Annotated in this window: 16 protein-coding genes and 2 pseudogenes; 7 read left to right on the top strand and 11 right to left on the bottom strand. The window is 55.0% G+C overall.

All coding sequences use genetic code 11. The annotated features are described in order from the left end of the window. The 3 genes and pseudogenes from B142_RS11580 to B142_RS13125 all read left to right on the top strand — a co-directional run. Positions 1 to 246: pseudogene (locus tag B142_RS11580) on the top strand (IS256 family transposase); the annotation flags it as partial. A 154-nt stretch (positions 247 to 400) separates the two neighbouring features. After that, the gene (locus B142_RS0102025) at positions 401 to 688 is read left to right on the top strand and encodes a transposase (RefSeq protein ID WP_018119877.1); all 288 of its coding nucleotides are present in this window, start codon (positions 401 to 403) and stop codon (positions 686 to 688) included. Positions 689 to 803: 115 nt separating this feature from the next. Further along, on the top strand, positions 804 to 1,616 hold the full coding sequence (locus tag B142_RS13125; RefSeq protein ID WP_018119878.1) for an IS3 family transposase: 813 nt from the start codon (positions 804 to 806) through the stop codon (positions 1,614 to 1,616). Positions 1,617 to 1,640: 24 nt separating this feature from the next. Here the strand turns inward: B142_RS13125 and B142_RS11585 are convergent. Then, positions 1,641 to 2,312, bottom strand: a pseudogene (locus tag B142_RS11585) (IS3 family transposase); the annotation flags it as partial. 18 nt (positions 2,313 to 2,330) lie between these two features. After that, complete coding sequence (locus B142_RS13130) at positions 2,331 to 2,519, bottom strand: hypothetical protein (protein ID WP_018119880.1); 189 nt, start codon at positions 2,517 to 2,519, stop codon at positions 2,331 to 2,333. 335 nt (positions 2,520 to 2,854) lie between these two features. Between B142_RS13130 and B142_RS11595 the strand changes: the two genes are divergently transcribed. Next, positions 2,855 to 3,160, top strand: a complete 306-nt coding sequence (locus B142_RS11595) for a DUF6973 domain-containing protein (RefSeq protein ID WP_375544281.1) — start codon at positions 2,855 to 2,857, stop codon at positions 3,158 to 3,160. Then, positions 3,157 to 3,636: a hypothetical protein gene (locus B142_RS12810; protein WP_018119882.1), complete on the top strand. Its 480-nt coding sequence runs from the start codon at positions 3,157 to 3,159 to the stop codon at positions 3,634 to 3,636. The genes B142_RS11595 and B142_RS12810 overlap by 4 nt, the downstream gene beginning before the upstream one ends. A gap of 206 nt (positions 3,637 to 3,842) precedes the next feature. On the opposite strand, the gene B142_RS0102055 is transcribed toward B142_RS12810, so the two are convergent. The 9 genes from B142_RS0102055 to B142_RS0102095 all read right to left on the bottom strand — a co-directional run bounded on the left by B142_RS0102055 (position 3,843) and on the right by B142_RS0102095 (position 13,185). Beyond that, positions 3,843 to 4,136: an antibiotic biosynthesis monooxygenase family protein gene (locus tag B142_RS0102055; protein WP_018119883.1), complete on the bottom strand. Its 294-nt coding sequence runs from the start codon at positions 4,134 to 4,136 to the stop codon at positions 3,843 to 3,845. A gap of 102 nt (positions 4,137 to 4,238) precedes the next feature. Then, positions 4,239 to 5,060: a class I SAM-dependent methyltransferase gene (locus tag B142_RS0102060; protein ID WP_018119884.1), complete on the bottom strand. Its 822-nt coding sequence runs from the start codon at positions 5,058 to 5,060 to the stop codon at positions 4,239 to 4,241. 324 nt (positions 5,061 to 5,384) lie between these two features. Then, the gene (glnA, locus tag B142_RS0102065) at positions 5,385 to 6,821 is read right to left on the bottom strand and encodes a type I glutamate--ammonia ligase (RefSeq protein WP_018119885.1); all 1,437 of its coding nucleotides are present in this window, start codon (positions 6,819 to 6,821) and stop codon (positions 5,385 to 5,387) included. Between the two features lie 125 nt (positions 6,822 to 6,946). Next, positions 6,947 to 7,531 (bottom strand): aminoacyl-tRNA hydrolase, encoded by a 585-nt coding sequence (gene pth / locus B142_RS0102070; RefSeq protein WP_018119886.1) that lies wholly within the window; start codon positions 7,529 to 7,531, stop codon positions 6,947 to 6,949. Positions 7,532 to 7,598: 67 nt separating this feature from the next. Then, the gene (locus B142_RS0102075) at positions 7,599 to 8,285 is read right to left on the bottom strand and encodes a 50S ribosomal protein L25/general stress protein Ctc (protein ID WP_018119887.1); all 687 of its coding nucleotides are present in this window, start codon (positions 8,283 to 8,285) and stop codon (positions 7,599 to 7,601) included. A 244-nt stretch (positions 8,286 to 8,529) separates the two neighbouring features. Beyond that, positions 8,530 to 9,300, bottom strand: coding sequence for an SDR family NAD(P)-dependent oxidoreductase (locus B142_RS0102080; protein WP_018119888.1), 771 nt, complete (start codon positions 9,298 to 9,300; stop codon positions 8,530 to 8,532). After that, positions 9,300 to 10,289, bottom strand: a complete 990-nt coding sequence (locus B142_RS0102085; protein WP_018119889.1) for a ribose-phosphate diphosphokinase — start codon at positions 10,287 to 10,289, stop codon at positions 9,300 to 9,302. The genes B142_RS0102080 and B142_RS0102085 overlap by 1 nt, the downstream gene beginning before the upstream one ends. 25 nt (positions 10,290 to 10,314) lie before the next feature. Continuing rightward, entirely contained in the window at positions 10,315 to 11,823 is a 1,509-nt protein-coding gene (glmU, locus tag B142_RS0102090; RefSeq protein ID WP_018119890.1) for a bifunctional UDP-N-acetylglucosamine diphosphorylase/glucosamine-1-phosphate N-acetyltransferase GlmU, read from the bottom strand. Between the two features lie 90 nt (positions 11,824 to 11,913). Continuing rightward, the gene (locus B142_RS0102095; protein ID WP_018119891.1) at positions 11,914 to 13,185 is read right to left on the bottom strand and encodes an MFS transporter; all 1,272 of its coding nucleotides are present in this window, start codon (positions 13,183 to 13,185) and stop codon (positions 11,914 to 11,916) included. 364 nt (positions 13,186 to 13,549) lie between these two features. Between B142_RS0102095 and mfd the strand changes: the two genes are divergently transcribed. Continuing rightward, positions 13,550 to 17,290 (top strand): transcription-repair coupling factor, encoded by a 3,741-nt coding sequence (gene mfd, locus B142_RS0102100; RefSeq protein WP_039733645.1) that lies wholly within the window; start codon positions 13,550 to 13,552, stop codon positions 17,288 to 17,290. A gap of 14 nt (positions 17,291 to 17,304) precedes the next feature. Further along, entirely contained in the window at positions 17,305 to 17,913 is a 609-nt protein-coding gene (locus B142_RS0102105) for a DNA-3-methyladenine glycosylase (protein WP_018119893.1), read from the top strand. Positions 17,914 to 17,992: the final 79 nt, after the last annotated feature.

Here is a 17,992-nt window from a genome sequence, read left to right on the forward strand (position 1 = left end):
AACAATGAGCTGCGAAAAGCCACCCGCAATAGGGTGCAGTTCACCAACGATGAATCAGCACTGAAGACGTTGTGGTTGATGATCTGCAATATCGAAGATAAACGAGCTGCAAAGAGGGCGAAGCAGGGCAAACGAGTCTCGGCGACAGCCGGAAGGCTCATGGAAGGAGCCCGAGTTTCCGGCTGGAAACAAGCTATCAACCAAATGGCCGTGGCCTACCCCGACCGCTTCGACAAATACCTATAAACCTAACCCCACACACAAACAACTTGACACGCTCTAAAATTCGGTCTTCAATGTCGACCAAAATGATTCTGACATCGCGTTATCAAAGCACACACCAGTGGGGTGTGATGATTCTTGTTGACGGGGAAACCCGTAACCGACAAGGATTGAGAGTATGCCAAAGGCTTTTCCACCACAGTTTAAGCAGCAATGCGTTGATGCAGTGCTAGTGCTAGGAAAGACTCGGGAAGAAGTGGCCCGGGAATACGAGGTCTCAGCATCAGCGTTAGGACGCTGGGTAGCTGCTGCACAAGGCACGCAAGGTACTGGCTCCGGCTCGCACCTACGCAAAGCCGATCCCAACTCGCAGGATGCGGCCGAGTTATCTAAACGAGTTCGTGAACTGGAACTAGAGAACGAGTTTTTAAAAAAAGCGGCCGCCTTCTTCGCCAAGGGCATGTAGACGAGCATTCCTTTCCCGTGATCTGTCATTATGAAGAAGAAGGCTCACACAAGCCACGGTATACGGTGACTATGATGGCCAAGGTTCTACAGGTAAGCCGTGCCGGCTACTATCGGTGGAAAAGCGCCAAAACCAGAGTTATCCTTTATCTACCCCACGAGGATTTCGTGACCAGATTGCCGATGACGTCAAAGAAATCTTCGCCAAGCATAATGGTTTCGCCGGCGTACGTACCATCGCCACAGAACTGGCCACACGTGGTATTACAGCCACCTTGTACGCCGTGCGTAAAACCATGCGGAAGCTGGGGCTAGTAACTAAGTATCGCCGAGCGTTTAAACGCACGACTATTGCCGATGCCAATACTCAAGACCGCAGTGATCTTGTACGACGTAATTTCACACCACCAGTTCCCACAACGTATTTGTGTGGTGATATCACCTACCTTCGTACCGGGCAGGGCTGGATGTACCTGGCTACAGTCATTGATTTATCAACCAGGATGGTCACAGGCTGGCAAGTAGCTGATCGTATGACCAGCCAGCTGGTCATTGATGCCCTAACAATGGCTCAAAACGGTGGCTATGTAGCAGGTAACGCCATATTTCATTCCGATCGTGGCAGCCAGTACACCAGTGCGGAATTAAGTCAGTGGGCCGCAAACCATGATGTTCGCTTATCAGTCGGCGAGGTCGGCGTGTGCTGGGATAACGCTGTGGCGGAATCGTTCTTTTCTACCTTGAAGCTACATTTACTCTACGGGCGGAAACAGTTCGTTTCCAAGCTCGAAGCACGAATCAGCGTGGGCGAATGGATCGAGGCCTACTACAATCGTCGACGCATTCACACCAGCACCGGTGAAATCCCTAAGAAAGCAATGGACGACTTCCTGACCCCACCTGTGACTACCGCCGCGAAAGCGGCCTGACCAACAAACTAAAGAGTTTCACCGTCAACAAAAATTGACACAGCCCACAGTACGGCCGACCGATTGTGCAATCCCTAATTCTTGGCAGACCTGCCACAACTTCTCGCTCGTAAACTGAGTGCCGCGATCCGCATGGAATACAAGGCCATCTGGCACATCACCACGCAGGGTGTAAGCCATACGCAATGCGCGTTCAACCAGGTAAGAATCTTGCACACTATCCATGGACCAGCTTAGGACTCGGCGGGAGTGTCCATCGCGGATAACACACAGATATAGCCATCCTTCTCCGGTGCGTAGATAGGTTATATCTGACATCCACACCCGGTTGAGCTGACCTTGATCACATAGACGTTTCACCAGGTCTGGAAGCGTGGACTTCCGCCTGGATTGAATCGTCGTTACGGGAACAAACGCCCTCGGTGAAATACCCTCAATACCCATCATCCGCATACGCTTGGCCACGGTTTTGCGATTCACATAGACCCCATCCTCAGCGAGTTCTGCGGTAATACGTGGGGCACCGTAGACTTCGTCAGAATCCTCCCAGATTTCATGAATTTTCCTGTCTAACTGGTCGAGGAATCTTTGGCGCTGATTTTCACCACGATGCCGTACTGCTTGAGCCTTTTCCCATTTATAGTAGCCAGAACGGGAAACCTCTAATAACCTGCTCATACGTTTGATGCTGTAGTTCGCCTTGCTCTGGCTGCATTAGCTCAAATTTTTCCGATCGCGTTGCGACGCCACGAAGAAGGTGGTGGCTTTTGACAAGAACTCATTATCCATCTTGGCCTCAGCTAACTCGCGACGCAGACGAGCGTTTTCGGCTCGTATATCGGCATCACTGCGGCCATCTACCGAGCCTTGACGTTCTCGTTCAAGCTTGACCCATTTGCCCAAGAGGCCTTCGGCTACACCGATCTCCTTGAGCTACATGAGCGATTGGGCGCCCGGACTCAATGACTAGTCTGGCGGCCTCCTGCCGGTATTCCGGGGTGTACTTTTTCCTTGACGAACTCACAATGAACATCCTCTCCTACGGCCACAAGATCCGTACTAATTGGGTGTCCACTAAACGAGGGGTAACCTCAAAAACATAAAAAATCGGCTACGATCGAGGTTTGTGGGCTATACTCAAGGAAGGTTGAGGGAACTGTTAGAAGCTGCACGCTGTGTCTCGGTAGTTGATGTGCCCTCATGCTATAAAGCTAAAGAACTAGGAAGCAAAGCAGAGGTTGCGACCCAAAAAAGCTTTCGCCAAGTATACCCATAAAAATGGCCAGGGGAATGTTTTCCGGCACTGCTACTGGAGCGGATTGATGACTTTGCATTTGTCTGAAGATGCAGCGTTATGGATTGCGAATAACCACGAAGACGTACGGCCGAATGATCCAGGCGAAGCGGAGATGGATGTTTTTAACAATGCTGCAGGACGTGCTATTGGGTTGGTGATAAAAGGAAAAGGGAGTACGGATAAGGGAATCTTTTATGTCTGTAAGCATATGGCGAATACATCTTTGCTAAAGGCATTGCCGAAATGAGATATTCTTCCAGTTTTTCCTTGAGGTTTGGGCAGGGTAAAGCACTCCTTGCGTTGTCCTTGATGGCATTCTTGGTGGCTTGTTCAAGCGAAATTGAACAAGCGTTACCAGCTGCAAGTGAATCTGGGGGTCCGGTTACTATCTCGGTTCGCGATGCTTATGGTCAGCATTGGGTAGAATTTGGTGTCCAATGTCCATACACCAGTGCTGATGATATTTCCGAACATCTGGGTCTGGAGCCTGATGAGGCTTATGACTTAGGTAGCTACGACACTCAAGAGGTGGTGTACCTGAAAGATGCCGACGGTGACGTTGATTTTGACGTGCTCGATAGGCTAGATGTTACTTTGTGCTCCCATAGGGCCCCGGAATACTTTGGTTATCGTGGATGGTTACCGGCAGACCTGCCTCTGATTTTTGAGGTTAATTATGATGGCTGGGCCCTCACAGGGGTGGGGGATACAACCACGGAATAGATCATTCTGTAGCCTAAGTAGCTATACACCATGCCGGCCATTTGTGGGCAGCGGGTAAGCGGCCACGTGTGCTGCCGCACCGCAGTCCAATCAGCGAACTGGAAGTCGCGAGGAGTTGATGCACGGGTACTAGTGCCAGTGCCGATCAAAGCCGCGGGATCCGAGATTGGACCCGCGGCTTGTTTTATGTTTGCGTGGTGCCTAGGCTAGCTTTCCAGCTGGATGGATTCAAAGCCCAATACGTCGACAGACATGCCACGTTTTTCATCTTCCGTGTGATTGCCTGCCGGGCGGGCATCTGCCCACTTTTGGTAGTTTTCCTGGCTATCCCAGCGGGTGATGACGAAGTAACGATCTTCGCCGGAAACAGGACGGAGCAGTTCAAAGCTTTCAAAACCTTCGGCCTTGTCGACGCCCTTTGCGCGTTGCGCGAAGCGCTGCTCAATTTCTTCGCCAGCACCTGCCGGGAAGGTTAGCGCGGAGATATTTACATAGGTCATGGCTCATCCTTTCTATGGTTCGATCTATCCACAATTTTATCTAATGCACGTTATCGGCATGGTAGAAATTGTGTGATTTTTTACCAGGGTTTCTTGTGGTTGTTACTCTGGCTTCCTGGCCACCAGCGCTACACCGCGCAAGACATCGCTGTGTTGGCTGAAAAGCTTGCGCATCGCCAGCATTCGGCGCCTGGCGTCTGCATCGCGGAGTGCGTTTTTGAGAATGCGCAGGGTGCCCACTACACCTTCGTCAGCAAGATTTCGGCGCAGTTGTAGCAAGGCCATGGGGGCAGTGTCAGTCCATTCCACCTGCAAGCCCGCTTCTTCCACAAGCTGAGTCCACTCAGCAATGGTCAGCGGCCGGGCATTAACCTTAATCACTCGGGCGAGATTCTTGCGCAACTCGGTTTTGAAATCATTGTCAAGGTCGTCGGGTTGCAAACCAAGTTCGTGGATGGCGTACCTGCCACCGGGGCGCAGCATTCGGGCTGCTTCCTGTACGATTTTTTGCTTGCCGGTGGGTGACTGCATCGTCAACATCGCTTCGCCAATCACGACGTCTGCATGAGCATCGGGAATGCCGGTATCTGCCGCATCTGCGTGTACCATGCGGCCGGTATCTTTGACGATGTCGCCAGTAATGCGCACTGCATCTTCGTCTTTTTCGACGCCAATATAGCTGGCTGGCTGGTGTGTGAGAATCTCGCTGGCGGTGCGCCCCAGCCCGGGAGCAAGTTCGACGACGTCAGCGTCAGTGAGCTTGGCATTCTGTAGTAATGCGCGGGTGAGCTCTAATCCGCCTGGGCGCAGTACGCGTTTTCCGAGCCGTGCAAGCAGCCAATGTCCGGGCGCATCTTCTGCGCGGCGCTGCGCGTAGGGAAGTGGATTTGTCTTGCCATCGTTGTTCGAGGAGGTACGGGGCATGGTGAAGTCCTTTCTTTAAGGCCCACCAGCGTTAGACAGCGTTAGTCAACGTTAGTCAATGACAGATACATTAAGGCAGGCCTAATTCCGTATCTAATTCTCAGCCTACTAAAAGGGGCCTGTAAAGAATAGGATTACCAAAATTCTGTGATTTTTTCCGGGATATAGCGCCCCCGTTTTGGGTGAGCCAAGCTGATCTGTACGGCCGCGATGCAGCAGCGTAAATAGACGACCTAAAATTCGGTGGTTTAGTTTCCGCGAGATGATAGCCAACCAAAAAAGCGCCCCACCGAAAGTGGGGCGCTGGTGCGTGAAGCTTGGTGTTTAGCAGTCGTAGTACATCTCGAATTCCTGCGGGGTTGGGCGCAGGCGAACCGGAGTGATTTCCTCGTCGTACTTGTACTTGATGTAGGTATCGATGAGGTCTTCGGTGAAGACATCGCCCTCGGTTAAAAACTCGTTGTCTTCTTGCAAGGCCTTCAGCGATTCTTCCAGCGAGGTTGGTGCGGTTGGGATGTCCTGGGCTTCTTCCGGTGGGAGCTCGTAAAGGTCTTTATCCACTGGAGCGTGTGGTTCGATCCGGTTTTTAATACCGTCGATACCAGCCATCATCATCGCCGCAAAGCCCAAGTACGGGTTACCCGAAGGGTCTGGTGCACGAAATTCCAAACGCTTCGCCTTCGGGTTGTTGCCGGTGGTGGGAATACGCACGGCTGCCGAACGGTTGCGCTGGGAGTAGACCAAGTTGATTGGCGCCTCGAAACCAGGGACCAGACGGTGGTAGGAATTCAGCGTCGCGTTGGTGAATGCCAGAACCGCGCCCGCGTGCTCCAGAATGCCGCCAATGTAGTAGCGGGCCATATCGGACAAACCAGCGTAGCCGTCTTCGTCATGGAACAACGGCGAGCCATCTTTCCACAGGGACTGGTGTGCGTGCATGCCCGAACCGTTGTCACCTGCTACCGGCTTCGGCATGAACGTTGCTGTCTTGCCGTGCTGAAACGCAGTGTTTTTGATGACGTATTTAAACAGCTGAATCTGGTCTGCAGAGTGCAGCAAGGTGGAAAAGCGGTAGTTAATTTCCTGCTGCCCACCGGAGCCGACCTCATGGTGGAAGCGCTCCAGCTCAAAGCCGACCTTTTCCAGGTTCAACGCCATGGCATCGCGGATCTCTACGGATTGGTCATACGGCGCAGTAGGGAAGTAGCCACCCTTGGGGCGGGTCTTGTAACCAGGATTGGGTAGACCGTCGATGGTGGTTTCCTTATCGGTGTTCCACCAACCCTCGTCTGAATCCACCTCATAGAAACCAGCGTTGCTCGAGGTGTCGAAACGCACCTTATCGAACAAATAAAACTCAGCTTCGGCGCCGAAGAAGCAGGTATCAGCGATGCCGGTGGATTTCAGGTATTCCTCAGCCTTGCGCGCGGTGGTGCGTGGATCGCGCGAGAAAGGCTCACGAGTAAACGGATCGTGCACAAAGCACTTAATGTTGAGAGTCTTGGTGCTGCGGAACGGATCAACCACTGCAGAGTGAGGGTCCGGCAACAGCATCATGTCGGATTCATCAATGGTGGTAAAACCGCGAATCGAGGAGCCGTCGAAAGCTAGACCTTCTTCTGCTGCCTCCTCAGTAAACTCCGAGGCGGGGATGCTGAAATGGTGCTCTACACCTGGAAGATCGGTAAATTGAATGTCGACGAATTTAATGTCTTCATCTTCGATATGTTGGACGACATCCGAAATGGATTCGAAACTCAAGGGAACTCCTCGTTTTGGGTGCAACTGTGCAGTCGTGATTCCCACTATACCGACTAAGCGTGATTCATTTCTGAGATTCGTGGCACTGATTGCTTTGCGGCTTTGATTGATGCACCGTTGTGAATCTAGAGTAATTCCCGCCGGAGATAATCAGCAGCATCTGGAATCACGAAATCCAGCTCGTGTTCTTGGGCACCAGAAAATCTGCCCAGCACAAACGAAGAAGCATCCATTTTTCCGGGTGGGCGTCCAATCCCGATGCTCAAACGGGCATAATCTTTCGTGCCCATTGCTTTCGTAATCGATTTCAAGCCGTTATGGCCTTTATCGCCGCTGCCGTGTTTCAGGATAAAAGACCCAAAATCACGTTCCATATCGTCGTACACGGCGATGATTCCCGCCGGGGCGATACGATAGTACGTTGCTAAGGCATTAACCACGCCACCAGAGGTATTCATTGGCGTGGCGGTACGCGCCAAAATTAGCTTCGGAGCCCCGGAACCTAGCGCACCGGCCGGCATTTCAGCGACAAAAGCCCCGGTGCGTTTATGCAAACTAAAAGGCACCGGTTGAAAAGCAGTAGTTTCTGCTAATTCCTGCACAACGCGGTAACCGATGTTGTGCCGGGTGTCTGCATAACGAGCACCGGGGTTGCCGAGCCCAACCACAAGAACGCTGGAATGCTGAGAAAAAGCAGGTGCAGCAGGCATGGTCGGGGCTCGGCTTTCGTGTTTATTTGTCGACGCTACTCGGCGTCGATCTTATTCGGCGTCGATTTTAGTTATCGTCGGAGGACTCGGTGTCAGGGTCCAGACGGTCTGCAGGGGTCTCCTCGTCGGCTTCCTCTTCGGAGTCTGCACCAGCATCGGCGCCGCCTTCTTCGGCAGCGGCAGCAGCAGCCTCGAGCTCTTCGTCTTCCTGTGGCTCCATGACGGAGACGATGACGGTGTCTTCTTCCGCTACCAGCGTGGTGTTGCCAGGCATATCCAGCTCAGCTGCAGTAATGACGGTGCCGTCTTCTGCGCCTTCGATGGAAACTTCGATCTCTTCCGGAATGGAAAGAACGTCGGCCTCAACCAGCAGAACGTCGTTGTCCTGGATGAACATCAGGCCTGCAGCAGGCTCGCCGGTGATGGTAACTGGAACTTCAACCTCGACCTTTTCGCCGCGCTTAATCGACAGTAGGTCTACGTGGTCAACGTCGAGGGTCAAAACGTTCTGGTCGACGTTTTTCACCATGGACAGGTGCTTTTCGCCATCCACTTCCAACTCCAAAACGGCGTTCAAGCCGTTGTAACGAATCATGGTCTGCAGTTCCAGCAGATCTACAGAGAAGTGGATTGGCTCGGTGTTGGAGCCGTACAGAACGCCAGGTACGCGCCACTCACGGCGCAGACGGCGGGCAGCGCCCTTACCGAATTCGGTGCGTGGTTGTGCTGCAAGAGTAGGGGTCTTTTCAGCCATAATGGATAACTCCTCAGTGCGGTGAAAAATTTATACTGTGGACAAACGTGCACAGGCAAGGGCACATCCACGACCGGGGAGCTACCGGGTTAAGTGTAGATCGCGTCGATAACGGCCAAAAATGAATGGCCCTCGCCGAGACGAGAGCCATCATAGCAAAAAGCGTGCTAGCTAAGAAATACTGCGTCTGGCACGCGCCATCCAGTAACCGCGCAGTTACTGGTCAGGCAGCGCTGCATTTGGGCTAGACCGCAGTGTATCCGCCGTCCACAGTCTGTGCACTGCCGGTAATAAACGAAGCATTGGACGACAGCAAGAACAACACCATCGCTGCTACTTCCCGTACAGAGCCCAGCCGACCCAATGGGTGATCGTTGATCAGCTTGGTCAGCTCATCTTCATCCATGAAGTTAGCCAACAGGGCATTGCGGATATAGCCTGGGCAGACCGCATTCACGCGAATCGCCTTGGAACCGTATTCCACAGCAGCAGAACGTGTCAGACCAATGACACCGTGTTTGGCGGCAGAATAGGCCGCCTTGCCCTTGGCGGCAACGAGACCGTGTACCGAGGCGACGTTGACGATGGAGCATTCTGAAGTCATGTCCATGTCCAAGAATTGATCAATTTCATAACGCATGGCGTAGGCTACACCGTTCAAGTTGAGGTCGATCAAATCGCGCCATTGTCGGCCGCTCATCTTCCCAGTGTATTCACCTTCTCCACCGTAGCCTGGCGAATTAACCGCGTAGTGCAAGCCACCGAATTGCTCCACGGCGGTTTGTACCGCAGCCTTGTAGTCCGATTCGGCAGTCATGTCGATGTCAATGGCATAGGCCGAGCCTCCGTCTTCACGGATCTTTTCCGCGACGGCGGACGGTGCGTGTTCTGCGGTGTCGGCGACCACCACGTGGGCGCCTAATTCACCCAATTCATAGCAGATTTCTTCACCAATACCGAAGCCACCGCCGATGACCAAGGCTACTTTCCCACGGAATTCGTCAAAGCTTTTCATTAGGCAGACCCCTCGAACAGCGTCGTTACCGAACCGTTTTCAAAGATTTCATTGATGGTACGTGCCAGCAACGGAGCAATGGACAAAACGGTGAGGTTGTCCCAGCCCTCGGTTGATTGCGGGATGGTGTCAGTGGTGATGACCTCTTCAGCGCCACAGTTCGAGAGCTTCTCGCGGGCTTGGCCGGAAAATACGCCGTGGGTGCAGGCTACAACGACGGATTTGGCGCCTTCATCCTTCAAGATCTTTGCGGCACCCGCGATAGTTCCACCGGTGTCAATCATGTCGTCGACCAGGATGCAGTCTTTACCTTTGACATCACCGACGACTCGGTTTGCAACTACCTCGTTGGCAACATCGACGCTGCGGGTCTTGTGTACGAACGCCATTGGGGCGCCGCCGAGAACGTTCGCCCATTTCTCAGCGACCTTGACACGGCCCGCGTCCGGAGAAACGATGCACATGTTTTCGGTTGGGTAGTGCTCTTTGATGTAGTCAGTCAGCACAGGCATCGCGTGCATGTGATCCACCGGACCATCGAAGAAGCCCTGGATCTGGTCAGTGTGTAGATCTACCGAGACGAGGCGGTCAGCACCGGCAGTTTGCAGCATGTCGGAGATCAGACGGGCAGAAATTGGCTCGCGACCGCGGTGTTTTTTATCCTGACGTGCATATGGGTAGAACGGCAAGATAGCGGTGATGCGCTTGGCGGAACCACGCTTGAGCGCATCAATCATGATGAGCTGTTCCATCAGCCACTTGTTCAGATCGCCGCCCTCGACGGTTGCGTGAGATTGCATGACGAAGCAATCTGCGCCGCGGACTGATTCCTCGAAGCGCACGAAGATTTCCCCGTTTGCGAAGTCTTCAGCGCGCATCGGGGTGATGTGGGTGTCGAGTTCTTTGGCGACGGCTTCGCCAAGATCTGGGTGTGAGCGGCCATTGAAGACCATCATGTTCTTTTGGTTCATAGCGATCTTGCCAGTCATAGGATTAACCCTTCTGCTTTGGTGTCTACGCTTGTTCGGAACCCTGGTCACTGCCTGCGTCGGTGCTGCCGTTAGTGGCCTCGCCATTGTCAGCGTGGCTCTGTTCGGCAGCTCGTGCGGCCTGCGCAGAGGAGGTGTCGGGACGCTTTTTTGCGACCCAACCCTCGATATTGCGCTGTCGACCACCCGAGACGGCCAGTGCCCCTGGAGGAACATCGTCTTTAATCACTGTACCTGCCCCGGAATAGGCGCCATCACCGACGGTCACCGGTGCGATAAACATTGTGTCGGAACCGGTGCGCACGTGATCGCCCACCACGGTGTGATTCTTGTTCACGCCGTCGTAGTTAACGAAGACCGAAGAAGCACCAATATTTGAGTGCTTGCCGATTGTCGCATCACCCACATATGTCAGGTGCGGGACCTTGGAACCTTCACCGATCGTGGCTTTTTTGGTCTCTACAAAGCCACCAAGCTTGGCGTTATTACCCAAGTCTGTGCCCGGACGAAGGTAGGTAAACGGTCCGACATTTGCTTCTGCACCAATGCGCGAGCTTTCTGCGTGGGCACGGACCACACGTGCATTCTTGCCGACGGCAACATCTGTGAGCGTGCTATCAGGCCCAATCTCTGCGCCGTCCGCGATGGAGGTTTTTCCCCACAGCTGAGTGCCCGGGTGGATGGTGACGTCTTGTCCCACGGTGACACCAGCACCGATCCAGGTGGTGGCAGGGTCGACAATGGTTGCACCCCCGAGCATGGCTGCTTCTACGGTGCGGCGGTTGAATTCCTTGCCCGCTTCTGCCAGCTGCACGCGGTTGTTGACACCAGCGAGCTCGCCAGCGTCAGCTGCGACATAAGCACCGACTCCATGGCCCGCCTTGCGCGCAATTGCCAGGACATCAGTGATATACAGCTCGCCCTGTGCGTTATCCGTGTTCAGTTGTGTGAGCGCATCGCGCAGAACGGCGGCGTCGAAAGCAAAAACCCCGGAGTTGATTTCTTTAATTTCGCGGATCTCTTCCGAAGCATCCTTATGCTCGACAATTGCGGTGACCTGCTTATTATCATCGCGCACGATGCGGCCGTAGCCGGTGGCGTCGGCAAGTTCGACGGACAATACCGTAACGCCAGCTCGCGCGGATTCATGGTGCTCGCGTAGGTGATCGAGGGTTTCTGTACGCAGCAGGGGGACATCGGCATTGGTGACAATCACGGTGCCCTGGAAATCTTCCAACCCAGCCATCGCACATTGCACCGCATGTCCGGTGCCAAGCTGTTCTTCTTGCACGGCGGTGGTCAGCTCTGTGCCGAGCTCGTCGGCAAGCGCGTCGACGGCCGGTGCTACCTGCTCACGCTGATGGCCGACGACCACTACGACATTGTCTGGCTCTAAACCAGCCGCAGCGTGCACACTATGGGAAAGCAGCGAGCGCCCGCCAATTTCATGCAGTGTTTTCTGGGTCGCAGATTTCATCCGCGTACCGGCGCCGGCAGCTAAGACGATGACCGCGCAGGAAGATTGTTGAGCCACAGCGAGAATTCACTCCTGAACAAATGGGGGTTAACTAATGGCATCAATCATAACGATGTGTTCGCACACGCGCGGTTGACCGCGGGGCGGTTAGCTACCTTGTGAGACTTCCGGAAGCTTGCGAGCGGCCCAAACACCGACGAAACCGATAAGAGCCAAAAACACTAATGCCCAGGCAGGGCCTTGGAGTGCGATGACCGACGACAATGCGCCGACACCTAACAGAATTACGCCCATCAGTGTGTTTGCGGCACCGGTATAGCGGGTGCGTTGGTCGTTTTCAGCCATATCCACGAGATAGGTCGAACGAGCCACGCGTATGGCGGCGTGGCTGAGGGAAACTAAGAAAAATCCCAGTGGAAATAGTACGGAATTCCAGCCGGGAGGAAGAGTCAGTGAGCTTGCTACCAGCAGCAACAGCACCAATGAGGCCGTGCCAGCGGCGACGGACATCACGGTCTTGGAGGAACGATCAGACCAGATCCCGGAAATCCTTCCTGCAAGCAGCGCTGAAAGGCCAGAGACAAACACGAAAGCGCCCAAATCGGCGAAACTGCTGTCGTTGCGCGCGCTCAGTGTGACGATAAAAGCGGTGGAGAACGAAGAGACCAAGAGTAGAGAGCGCACGATGACGAATTGTCGGAAATGGGCGTCGTTAAGCAATAACTGCCAGGTATCGCTATACCAGGGAAGTGTGGTGCTGGGAAGGGCTGATTGCGCAGCATTCTTGGCCGGTCGAGTGCTGAGGTTTTCGTCGACACGCGCGAAAGATAGCGCTGCCACACACCAACCGAGTGCACCAATGCCAATGAGGACTGCACCGACCCAAACAGGAATTGGGGAGGGGACGAACAACAGCACGCCACCGACAGCGATAGTGACGATGCCCGATAACGTGGTTGCGGTGCCGGTGACCGCGCCGCGTTGTCCTTTGCTGACAGCCCGGCCCAAAACGTCTTTCCCGGAAAGTGAACACAAGGAACGAAAAATCGCTAGGCAGGCTAAAAGCGCCACGATCGCAACCCCCAGCGAGGTTCCGGTCAGTACTAATGCGGCAATTGCCATGAGTGCAGCACAGAGCGCTTGACCTAGTGAGCCCAGTAGCCAAATCCGTTTCCGGGATCCTTGAGATGTGACCCACCCCCGCAGTGCAGCCTGTGGGAGCATGGCTAAGGACTCGCGAACCGGCACCAGCAAACCAGAAAATGCTGCTGGCACTCCAGCAGCGGTAAATAGCCAGGGCAAGACAGTTTTGGCTGAGGCCGTCTGGTCACCAATGTTTTGTAGCGCGTTGGCGATGGCAATGTGGCGGCCATTGCTCTGCTGCTGATTGCGTGCGGTGCGCGGGGAGCCGAGATTCATAGTTCAAGGCTAATGATAATGGCGAGTGCGGGGCGAAAAGTCCTGGCTGTGTGTTGTATGGCCTGTTGTATGGAGCTTTGTGTGACCGGTGGTTTTTATTTCTTCACCTAGTTGTGTAAGATTGCAAGCCGTTGGTGCACAACTGCACATTCGTCTCGATGTCATCATCTGATGATGATTATCCCGAATGGCAACGTAATGATAATGCAGTAGCGCTGACGTTTCCCCATGGTGTAATCGGCAACACTACGGTTTTTGGTACCGTCATTCTAGGTTCGAGTCCTGGTGGGGAAGCTTTTTCATATCAAGGGGTAAGGCTCCAGCCACCAGCCATTTCAGTCAGGAGAATGATCCCGAAGTGAATATGCTCGCCGGCCTATTAAAAGTTGCTGCCAGCGATCCGAAACTCAAAGGGCTCATCAATCATGTTGGTGAACCAACCCTGCACATCACCGGCATTACGCAAGCTCGGCCCTGGGCTATCGGCACCCTGGCGCACCATGCCCCGGTGGTAGTGCTCACAGCCACCGGCCGTGAAGCTGAAGACCTACAGGCAGAATTAGCTGCCATGCTGGGTAATAAGGTCGCGATGTTTCCCGCGTGGGAAACTTTGCCACATGAGCGTTTGTCTCCGGGGGCAGATATCGTCGGTAAGCGTGCTGACGTGCTGCATCGCTTAGACGAGCTGGACGTTATCGTGACCCCAGCACGCGGATTGGCGCAACCAGTGCTGGAATCTGTCGACGGCCGGGTGCCGATTAGCCTGGCTGAAGACCAAGAATATGACTTTGACCAGCTGGTTGCTGAATTAGAATTCCGTGCATATTCGCACGTCGATATGGTCAGTAAAAAAGGCCAATTCGCCAAACGCGGCGGCATCGTCGATGTCTATCCCACGACCCTGGACTATCCAGTGCGCATCGAATTCTGGGGTGATGAAATCACCGATATCCGCCAGTTTTCTGTGGCAGACCAACGAACGATCTCTGAGATCGAAGTTGGCAAAGTTGCTATTTTCCCGGCTCGTGAACTGCCCATTACCGATGCGGTAGCAGCGAAAGCGGAAAAACTCGCACGCGAGTATGCTTCCAACGCGACGCTAGCGGAATTGCTCACCAAGATCTCGGAAAAGATCCCATCGGAAGGCATGGAAGCGTTGCTTCCGGTGCTGGCGGATACGCCGATGGTGTCGCTGTTGGACCTGGTGCCTGATAACACGCATGTTCTGGTCATGGACCCAGAAAAGGTGCGGCGTAGGGTAGAGGACCTGCACGATACCGACGCAGAATTTTTGGCCGCGAGCTGGGAAGCAGCAGCCATGGGGGCGGATGGCCCGGTGGCCCACAACAAACTTGACTTGTCGGCAGCAAACTACTTGTCCCTGGAACAATTAGAAGACATCACCCGGGAACGTGGCAGTTCCTGGTGGACGTTCGCCCCTCCAGGAATGTTTGCCGCAGATGAGGCCGCGACGTTGCCGCTCGAATTTGAGGCTGGTCCGCAGCCAAAAGGCGATGCCAAAGAAATCGAAGCGATGATGTCGCAGCTTCGCGCCCATTGCCAGTCGGGTGGACGCGCAGCATATATCGCCCCGGCAGCCGGTGCTATCAAACGCATGGCGGAACGATTCCGCGAAAACGGCATCTCGGCGCACGTGGCAGAGCCCGGCTGGCAACCCAACGCTGGCGAGATCACGCTGTATCAAGCATTGAGCCACGCCGGATTGGTCTTTCCGAAAGTCTGCAACCAGCACGACGGTGCGACACTGCCGTTGGTCGTGGTTACCGAAACCGATCTGACCGGTAACCGTGTCGGCGATATCGCCGGTGCCAAACGTCGACCCGCCAAACGGCGCAACCGAGTGGACCCGCTGGCACTGAAAAAAGGCGATTTCGTCGTCCACGAAACCCACGGCATCGGCAAGTTCATCAAGATGGCTGAGCGCACGATCAATGCTGGTGGGGAAAGCTCCCGCCGCGAATACATTGTGCTGGAATACGCCGCTTCGAAGCGCGGACAACCCGCAGACCAATTGTGGGTGCCCATGGAATCACTGGACCTGCTGAGCAAATACACCGGCGGGCAAGCACCGACGCTGTCGAAAATGGGCGGATCGGACTGGAAAAACACCAAGAAAAAGGCGCGCGCAGCGGTCCGCGAAATCGCTGGCGAGCTGGTGCAACTTTATGCGAAGCGCCAAGCCGCGCCGGGATATTCTTTTGCCCCGGATTCTCCTTGGCAAGCGGAGATGGAAGATAACTTCCCGTTCGTCGAAACCGAAGACCAGATGCTGGCCATCGAAGCAGTGAAAGCGGATATGGAATCGTCGGTCCCGATGGACCGTGTTGTCGTCGGCGACGTTGGCTATGGCAAAACCGAGGTTGCGGTGCGTGCTGCTTTCAAAGCGGTGCAAGATGGAAAACAAGTCGCGGTATTGGTGCCGACCACGCTGTTGGCACAGCAACACTACGACACGTTTGCTGAACGCATGGCAGGCTTCCCAGTTGAGATGCGGGTGCTTTCGCGGTTTAGTACCGCGGGAGAAGCCAAGCAGATCATTAAAGAGCTTGCCAACGGCACCGTCGATATCGTGATTGGTACTCACCGGTTGCTGCAGACCGGCGTGCAGTGGAAAAACCTCGGCTTGATCGTCGTGGATGAGGAACAGCGCTTCGGTGTCGAGCACAAAGAACACATCAAAGCCTTGCGTTCATCCGTCGACGTACTCACGATGTCTGCAACCCCAATCCCACGCACCCTGGAGATGTCGATGGCGGGTATCCGGGAAATGTCGACGATCCTTACCCCACCGGAAGACCGGCACCCGATCCTGACGTATGTCGGTGCCTACGAAGACAAACAGGTTGCGGCTGCGATCCGCCGCGAGCTGTTACGCGATGGTCAGACCTTCGTGATCCACAACAAGGTCGCGGACATCGAGAAAAAGGCCCGGGAAATCCGCGAACTGGTGCCTGAGGCTCGCGTCGTCGTCGCCCATGGGCAAATGAACGAGGACCTGCTGGAACGTACCGTGCAGGGGTTTTGGGATCGCGAATACGACGTGCTGGTATGCACCACGATCGTGGAAACCGGCTTGGATATCGCCAACGCCAACACCTTGATCGTGGAAAATGCCCACCAGATGGGGCTGTCACAGTTGCACCAGCTGCGCGGTCGCGTCGGACGTTCCCGGGAGCGCGGGTACGCCTACTTCTTGTACCCGCAAGGAGCCACACTTTCTGAGACCAGCTATGACCGCTTGGCGACGATTGCGCAAAACAACGATCTCGGTGCCGGTATGGCAGTGGCCATGAAAGACCTGGAAATGCGCGGAGCCGGAAACGTGCTGGGCGCCCAACAATCCGGGCATATCGCAGGCGTCGGCTTCGATATGTATGTCCGGTTGGTCGGCGAAGCTGTCGAAACCTTCAAAGCGCTTTCCCGCGGTGAGGCACTGGATGCCACAGATCAGTCGCCGAAAGAAATTCGTATCGACCTGCCGGTGGATGCGCATATCCCGGAACACTATATTTCTTCGGAACGCCTGCGTTTGGAGGTCTACCGCAAGTTGGCGTCGTCGCAGGATAATAAAGACCTACGCCTCGTCGTCGAGGAAATGGAAGACCGTTACGGCCCGATTCCGGAAGAGGTCGAGCGTTTGCTGGCCGTGGCACGCCTGCGCCACCAGGCACGGCGCGCCGGGGTTACCGACATCATGGTGCAAGGCACCCGGATCAAGGTCGGGCCGGTGGAATTGCCGGATTCGAAACAGGTACGACTGAAACGCACGCATCCTGGTGCGAATTATCGTGCCGCCGCCAAGGCTATTCAGTTGCCATTTCCGAAGGCTGGCCGCGGCAACGTGACGGACCCGAAGCTGCGCGATGTGGAACTTTTGCAGTGGATGGCGGATTTCCTGAGCGAGATGTTTGACGTGGAAGCCACCGATGTTTCTGGTGGCAAGAAACCGAAGGCACCCGTGCAGGATTCCGCTGGCGCCAGTTCCGGTGCCACCGGCACAACCACGACGCGGCGTAAAGGCTCGGCTAAGACTAAGACGCGGGCGCAAAAATCCGGTGGATCCGTGTTCTCCCTCAGTGAATAGGTGGTAGCGCGACGATGCTGGATTTTGGTGCAGACGCAGATGTCGTTGCTCCACAACTATTGGGCTGCACGTTGTCCTATGGACCCGTGGCGATTGAGATCACGGAGGTGGAAGCCTATCTGCATGGCACCGACGAAGCTGCGCACAGTTTCCGCGGCAAAACGCCTGCCAATGTTGCATTGTGGGGGCCGGGTGGCCATCTATATGTGTATATCTCGTATGGAATTCACCGCTGCTGCAATCTGGTGTGTGGGCCAGACGGCACTGGTCAGGGATGTTTGATCCGCGCCGGACGCGTGCTTAGCGGCGAGGAAGAGGCGCGTAGCCGCAGGGGTGAGGTGAGTTTTGCACGGTTAGCCTCTGGTCCGGGTAACGTAGGCAAGGCCTTGGGGCTGGGCACCGAGCACAATCATCTTCCCGTGCACCAGATTCCACACGACGCCCCGGACACGCATATTTACGCCGACGCACCGATGCATCCGCGACTTGAGGCGCGCTCGCAGGAACCAGCATGGGTGGCTGGGCCACGCATCGGCATATCCAAAAACGTCGATGCCCCGTTGCGGTTTTGGATTCCGGGTGATCAGACTGTGACCAGCCCGAAGCGCCCGCCGAAGAAGTAGACCGGTTTCATAGGGCCGGTGTACTAAGATAGGGCGGAAGAAAAACACCCCAGCACAGGCATAGTGACCGACTGCCTGA

The organism is Corynebacterium propinquum DSM 44285 (assembly GCF_000375525.1).
Lineage (GTDB): Bacteria > Actinomycetota > Actinomycetes > Mycobacteriales > Mycobacteriaceae > Corynebacterium > Corynebacterium propinquum.

Excerpts from the sequence above, each read along its gene's own strand:
- B142_RS0102025 (WP_018119877.1), top strand. The coding sequence starts at position 401 with ATGCCAAAGGCTTTTCCACCACAGTTTAAGCAGCAATGCGTTGATGCA.
- B142_RS12810 (WP_018119882.1), top strand. The coding sequence starts at position 3,157 with ATGAGATATTCTTCCAGTTTTTCCTTGAGGTTTGGGCAGGGTAAAGCA.
- B142_RS0102055 (WP_018119883.1), bottom strand. The coding sequence starts at position 4,136 with ATGACCTATGTAAATATCTCCGCGCTAACCTTCCCGGCAGGTGCTGGC.
- B142_RS0102060 (WP_018119884.1), bottom strand. The coding sequence starts at position 5,060 with ATGCCCCGTACCTCCTCGAACAACGATGGCAAGACAAATCCACTTCCC.
- pth (WP_018119886.1), bottom strand. The coding sequence starts at position 7,531 with ATGCCTGCTGCACCTGCTTTTTCTCAGCATTCCAGCGTTCTTGTGGTT.
- B142_RS0102075 (WP_018119887.1), bottom strand. The coding sequence starts at position 8,285 with ATGGCTGAAAAGACCCCTACTCTTGCAGCACAACCACGCACCGAATTC.
- B142_RS0102080 (WP_018119888.1), bottom strand. The coding sequence starts at position 9,300 with ATGAAAAGCTTTGACGAATTCCGTGGGAAAGTAGCCTTGGTCATCGGC.
- B142_RS0102085 (WP_018119889.1), bottom strand. The coding sequence starts at position 10,289 with ATGACTGGCAAGATCGCTATGAACCAAAAGAACATGATGGTCTTCAAT.
- B142_RS0102095 (WP_018119891.1), bottom strand. The coding sequence starts at position 13,185 with ATGAATCTCGGCTCCCCGCGCACCGCACGCAATCAGCAGCAGAGCAAT.
- mfd (WP_039733645.1), top strand. The coding sequence starts at position 13,550 with ATGCTCGCCGGCCTATTAAAAGTTGCTGCCAGCGATCCGAAACTCAAA.
- B142_RS0102105 (WP_018119893.1), top strand. The coding sequence starts at position 17,305 with ATGCTGGATTTTGGTGCAGACGCAGATGTCGTTGCTCCACAACTATTG.